Genomic DNA, 657 nt, shown 5'->3' with positions numbered 1-657 from the left:
GGGTGGGCGCGGCGGTGGGCGCCTGGGCCAGGGCGCCGGCCGGGGCGCCCAGCTGCAGCGCCAGGGCCGCCGCCGTGGCGAGAAGGATGCTGCGCATGAAAGGATCCTCGTTAAGAAACAGGGCTTGCGCCGGTTGGGAAGGGTCTTCGGACATGGCGAGGCGCGGGGAACCGGACGGGCGCCTCGCCCGGCTCCTCGCCGCCTCGGCGCCATGCCGACCCTTCACCGGAATTCTTTCACGTCTTTAATGTTCGTGGAAATAGCAAAATGCAGATTCGTGTCGCTGATTCGGCGCCACCTCGCTTTTGCGCGGAGCATCAGCGGCGGCCGATCCGCTGCAGAAGGTGCCGGAGCCCTTGATCAGCAGACGATGCCGGCGCCAGCTGACCATCTTTTAACGCCGCCTTTAATGCTTTTCCGATTCGCTATTTAAAGATAACCACCTTGGCCAATGCGCCGAATCCGGCCATGATGCCGCTGCACCAAAAGCGCATCGGAGAGACGGCATCATGCCGCGTCACGCCTCGTCGGCCTTCATCCCTGGACATGCCGCGCCGTGTCGGCGCTGTCGCTGAACCGGTCGAGCCGCCCGTCCCGCTTCCCTCCGCTCCGCTTCAGGAGACGATCATGTCCCACGAGACCCTCGTGGCGCGCCGC

At 65.4% G+C, this 657-nt stretch carries 1 protein-coding gene; it reads left to right on the top strand.

Annotated features, from left to right (window positions below; translation table 11 throughout):
- Positions 1-444: 444 nt before the first annotated feature.
- The coding region (locus tag BKE38_RS33005; protein ID WP_207553709.1) for a hypothetical protein at positions 445-657 on the top strand (213 nt) is incomplete at its 3' end.

Source organism: Teichococcus deserti (assembly GCF_001982615.1).
Classification (GTDB): Bacteria; Pseudomonadota; Alphaproteobacteria; order Acetobacterales; family Acetobacteraceae; genus Pseudoroseomonas; species Pseudoroseomonas deserti.
The sequence above is the reverse complement of the archived record's forward strand: the minus strand, read 5'-3'. Positions and strand labels throughout refer to the sequence as shown.